We start from the raw sequence: 4,086 nt of genomic DNA, 5'->3' as shown, positions 1-4,086 counted from the left end.
TTTAGAATAGCTTCCTTATTCAGGTTGACTGCAAAAACACTCATAATATTTACTCATCCCCATGAATATATTTAATAAACAATCCTCACTTGTTTACCCCATAAAAAAGCTTCTACATACACAAAGTTCTCAAAAAAGGAGCGCTAAACTCATGAAAAATATAAATCAAGAACTTTTAAATCATGTAATCCTACATAAAGATCGAATTCCGCATTACCATAAAGACTTTCCCCTTATACTATTTTGGAGTCATAGAAGCGGATGCACCTCATTAGCTAATTGGTTCTTTTTTCAAATTGGATTATTTACTGAAGCAAAGAAATACAATGACTTTATTCATTACTATGAGTTCTGGGTGTATAAAAACAGTACAAATTACATTCAACAATTACAAAATAGTCTTCTAGAGGCTAAAAAAAATGTTTGTAAACTTGTACGAAATCCTTATACAAGAGCTGTCAGCTCATTTTTATTACTTGCTGACAATCCATATGCTAGCCCACAATGGGAAAGCATCCGTCATTATTTTTATAATGATAAATATAGTAATCAAGGAATATCATTTAAACAATTTTTATATTACGTTCAGGCATTCGATTCCAATTCCCTAGCATTAGATATACATTTTAGTCAACAATACGTCCCTGGTGAAGAAAATTTCATTCAATGCTATATCCCTTTAGAAGATTTTAATACACAAATTACCAAGATGGAACACATGTACGATTTGATGAAATCCCCTTTAGCACTTTTTACAAATTCAGATCATCATCGTGCTCACAAGATGATTTATGCAGGAAGCTATGCAGAACTTAGCATTACAGATCCAGGCTTTCCCCGATTTCCAACATACGAAAGCTTTTATGATAAAGAAACTATGGATTTAGTTACAGAAATATACGCACAGGATTTTGAAATGTACCCATACACGAAAGGGATATTTTAAGTCTATACATTTTTCCACGAATAAAAGCTGATACATCGCATAGCATAAAGTGAAACTTTAATTCGAGTGGGAGTTCTCTCCAACTAATTATTCCCTTCTCCTAATCGTAATTTTAAGAGATACCTAACTTTCACCCATTTCCTTTAATTTCGCCGATTGTTGACGTGTATCATACTTTCCATACATAGATTGCATTTATTAACATAGGAGGGATATCGTGTGGAAATCAATTTGAAACACAATAATGGGTACTGCGTTATTTGCGAAAAGAAAGCTACATTTATAGAGCATAATGATTGGCTTAGAGATCATTATTTATGTTCTACATGTAACTCTATACCAAGGCAGCGAGCTTTAATCCATGCTTTACATACATTTTTTCCAAAATGGGATTCCTATAATATTCACGAATCCTCTCCTGGAGGAATTACGACTCAGCTACTATTAAAAAACTGTAAAAACTATACTTATTCTCAATACTTTAGAAATTATCCTCTTGGCCAATACTTTCAAGGTATTAGATGTGAGAACTTAGAAGACATGACTTTTGAAAATGAATCTTTTGATTTATTCATTACTCAAGACGTTTTTGAGCATGTAATGACGCCAAACAAAGCCTTTAAAGAAATAGAACGAGTATTAAAACCTGGCGGTGCTCATGTATTTACTGTCCCTTGGTATCATACACTCACAAAAACTGTGCAAAGAGCAAGAATGAATAAAGAGGTGATTGAATATATTGAAGAGCCCATTTATCATGGAAACCCTATTGATGAGAATGGATCTTTAGTAACGTTCGATTGGGGGCAGAATATGATTGAATATATTTATACACATGCAAACATGTATACAATTGTTTTTTTACAAAAGGATAGATCACTAGGGTTAGATGCTGAATTTTTACATGTTTTCATTAGTAAAAAGCAAGAAAATAAAGTTTAATCACTATATAATTCGGAGGTTTAACAAATGAATAACTTTAAGTTAGGAAGTGATTTTGATCATCTTGTTAATTCACTATCTGATGCCGAACTTCTAAATTTATTTATACAAAGTTGTTCACAAACAACGATAAATGGGGTTCCCGTACCTATGTTTCCTCCTGAAGAAATTCAAAAACAATTTGTAGGTGCTTCCTATGAACATGCTCTTTACGAAGCATATTTGTTTTATAGCCATATAAAAGAATACGCCCAAAATTTAGGAGTTCCCTTGAATAAAGAAAGTAAAGTTTTAGACTTCGGATGCGGATGGGGAAGAATTATACGCTTCTTATTTAAAGATGCCTCTGATCAAAATTTACTTGGCATTGATGTCGATCCTGCGATGATCACACTTTGTAATGAAACACTAGGAAGAGGGATATATAAAACAGCAAGCCCACATCCCCCTGTAGATTTTATTAGCGACAATTCATTAGATATCATATTCGCTTATTCTGTATTCTCACATTTATCCGAAGCAACTGCCGAAAATTGGGTAAAAGAATTTTCAAGAGTTCTTCGCCCTGGTGGAATCTTCATCGCAACAACACAAGCGCGCTATTTTCTTGATTTTTGTCAACAATTCCAAGAACATCCTGAATTAATTCAAACAGGATGGCATAAAACTTTATCTCAAGCTTTTCCAGATATACATCGCGCCATCTCGGATTATGAAAACGGCAAATTTGTTCATAGCCCTACTGGTGCAGGGGATGCTAGAAATAGTAGTTTTTACGGAGAAACCGTTATACCTAGGACTTATATTGAAAATCATTATGAGAAATATTTAAAGCTACAAGACTTTTTTGATGATGTAAATCGATTACCACAGGCCCTCTTTGTCCTTCAAAAAATTTAATTCCTTTCATTCAACGTAATAAATTTCATGACGAAAAGTACTTTCTATTTCAGATATATATCAAATTACCTAATACTCTCTTATTAAGTAAGCTTAAAAAATCCAATACATACCATAAAAAAAACAGTAAACAGATAACATATCTCTTATTTTAAAATTGCTTCACCAAATCAAGAATAACTTCCCAACACTTGAACTACGAAAAACACGAGGGGGATATAACTTGAAAATAATCGCTTTTTACTTACCACAATTCCATCAAATTAAAGAAAATGATCGATGGTGGGGGAAAGGATTTACTGAATGGACAAATACTAAAAGTGCACGACCTTTATTTTCAGGACATTATCAACCTAGGGAACCTTATCAAGATTTTTATTACGACTTAACTACCCCCTCCGTAAGAAAGTGGCAAGCAAAAATCGCTAAAGCATACGGTATATATGGTTTTTGTTATTATCATTACTGGTTTAAAGGAAAAAGACTATTAGAAACACCCTTTAATGAGGTACTAAAGATGAAAGAACCTGACTTCCCTTTTTGTCTTTCTTGGGCAAATGAACCATGGACAAAATCTTGGGATGGTCTCGATAAACATATATTAATGCCTCAAGACTACGGAGATATATCTGATTGGAAGGAACACTTTGATTATTTATTACAGGCTTTCCAAGATGAGAGATATATTTATATAGATGATAAACCTCTATTCATTATTTATCGTCCAGGACATATTCCTGATTGTGAAAAAATGCTTAATTACTGGAATGCATTAGCGCGAGAAAATGGTTTAAAAGGTATATACTTTGCTGAAACATTAAACAGTTTTCCACTACCTAATATAAATGGATTCGATGCTAGCATTCAGTTTGAACCTTTCTATACAATTGCCCATGATAGCTCTTCAGACATAAATAAGGTAATATATGATTCTGATATGCAATTAAACGTTTGGGACTACGATAAAGTATGGATGTATATATTACAACGATCGCTCCCAAAGAAAAAAACATTTCCTGGTGCTTTTGTTGATTGGGATAATACTGCACGACGTAAAAACGCGAATAGCAGCATCTTTGTAGGTTCTACCCCTGAAAAGTTCACCATATATTTAAGCAAGCAAATTCATCGGACTTACTCTTTTTATAACAGCGAGTTTTTATTTATTAACGCATGGAACGAGTGGGCGGAAGGAACTTACTTAGAGCCAGATAAAAAATATGGATTTTCTTATTTAGAAGGGGTTAAAAATGCAATTGATAGAGGTATGAAAGCATACAAAAAAGACGAGTCATTCT

At 33.2% G+C, this 4,086-nt stretch carries 4 protein-coding genes; all 4 read left to right on the top strand.

The annotated features are described in order from the left end of the window. Positions 1–151 precede the first annotated feature (151 nt). The gene (locus tag ABWK52_RS27090) at positions 152–946 is read left to right on the top strand and encodes a sulfotransferase family 2 domain-containing protein (protein WP_000790055.1); all 795 of its coding nucleotides are present in this window, start codon (positions 152–154) and stop codon (positions 944–946) included. Positions 947–1,165: 219 nt separating this feature from the next. Continuing rightward, positions 1,166–1,888, top strand: coding sequence for a class I SAM-dependent methyltransferase (locus ABWK52_RS27085; protein ID WP_098542422.1), 723 nt, complete (start codon positions 1,166–1,168; stop codon positions 1,886–1,888). A gap of 27 nt (positions 1,889–1,915) precedes the next feature. Then, positions 1,916–2,788: a class I SAM-dependent methyltransferase gene (locus ABWK52_RS27080; RefSeq protein ID WP_001058693.1), complete on the top strand. Its 873-nt coding sequence runs from the start codon at positions 1,916–1,918 to the stop codon at positions 2,786–2,788. 223 nt (positions 2,789–3,011) lie between these two features. Beyond that, positions 3,012–4,086: glycosyltransferase WbsX family protein (locus ABWK52_RS27075; protein WP_000690999.1), on the top strand; the 1,075-nt coding region annotated here is incomplete at its 3' end.

The sequence above is a fragment of the Bacillus sp. AP50 genome (assembly GCF_040492675.1).
Lineage (GTDB): Bacteria > Bacillota > Bacilli > Bacillales > Bacillaceae_G > Bacillus_A > Bacillus_A cereus.
Note: the sequence above shows the minus strand (reverse complement) of the source record. Positions and strands in the feature narration are given on the sequence as shown.